The organism is Flavobacterium labens, assembly GCF_048286755.1.
In the GTDB taxonomy this organism is placed as follows: domain Bacteria; phylum Bacteroidota; class Bacteroidia; order Flavobacteriales; family Flavobacteriaceae; genus Flavobacterium.
Window position 1 is genome coordinate 1 of sequence record NZ_JBLVPL010000020.1, and the last position, 1,252, is coordinate 1,252.

Below are 1,252 nucleotides of genomic sequence, written 5' to 3' on the forward strand. Positions count from 1 at the left end.
CCGAAGCATCTCCACAATTATCAGTAGCGGTTAAGGTAGCTGCAGTTGGAACAGCACTACATTGAACAGTTACATTTTCTGGTAAAGCTTCCACAAATACAGGAGCAGTTGTATCTTGAATTTTTATTGTTTGGATTGCCTTAGAAAAATTACCACAGGCATCTGTAACAGTCCATGTTCTTGTAATTACTTTATTATTTGTACAAGAACTAGCCGGAGTTAGACAAACACTGTTAAAATCAATGCTACCATTTACACTGGCTTGTTTTCTTGAATAGATAAACCAAGTTCCATTCATTGAACCCGTAAGATTTTCAAAGCTGGATACATAAGATGTTAACCCATTGATTGTATTTGGAGAAGTTGTTCCTCCGTTTGGGGTCATATTTTGATTTATTCCGTCTTGAATAAAATTAGCATTATTCCATTGAGTATAACCAGAGCTATTTGGATAAAATGTAGTTAAATACAATTCTTTAGTATTAGAGTTTGCATCATCACAATTTCCACCAGAACAATATGGACCAACTAAAATTACTCCTTGTCCGCTAGGTGAAACTAAAGTGAATTCAGCTCTTCCTTTTCCTTGGTTTGTTTCAAAGGATAAAGCAATTTTTTGAATATTACTTGCTGATAAATCATCAAATCCTGAAACAGTGAATGGAAAATAATTACCGTTTCCAGCATTTATTGATCCATTAGTTTCTGTGATTCCAAAACACTCTGTATCGATATAGGTAGCTGTTGGATTAGAATCGCAGGTGTCATTTATGTTAGTTACATTACCAGTAATAGTTGGATTAGTATTTGTTGTACAATTCTCACCACTACTAAGAGTAATGTTTGCAGGCGGTGTAAAAGTAGGAGCAATAGTGTCTTGAACGTTTATTGTTTGTGATTTTGTTGAAGTATTACCACAATCGTCAGAAGCTGTCCATGTTCTTGTTATTGAGTATGAACCAGCACATTGACCAGGAGTTTCTACATCATCATATGTTAAAGTAACGTCGGTGTCAACATTATCTGTTGCAGTTGGTGTTGCAAATTGAGGTATTGATGGGCAATTTATAGTTGTTTCGTTTGGTAATTGGCTAATAACTGGAGGATTACCATCTCCATCAATTATTGTAACTGATTCGGTATCTATACAACCTTTAGCATCAGTAACAGTAACAGTATATGTTCCGGCAATCAAACCAGAAGCCGTAGCAGTAGTTTGAACAGGAGAAGTATTCCAGCTGTAAGAGTAAGA

At 35.5% G+C, this 1,252-nt stretch carries 1 protein-coding gene; it reads right to left on the reverse strand.

What is annotated here, in order from left to right; genetic code table 11:
- Positions 1-1,252 (reverse strand): HYR-like domain-containing protein (locus ACNQF8_RS15300; protein WP_470303437.1); only part of this gene is annotated, 1,252 nt, incomplete at both ends.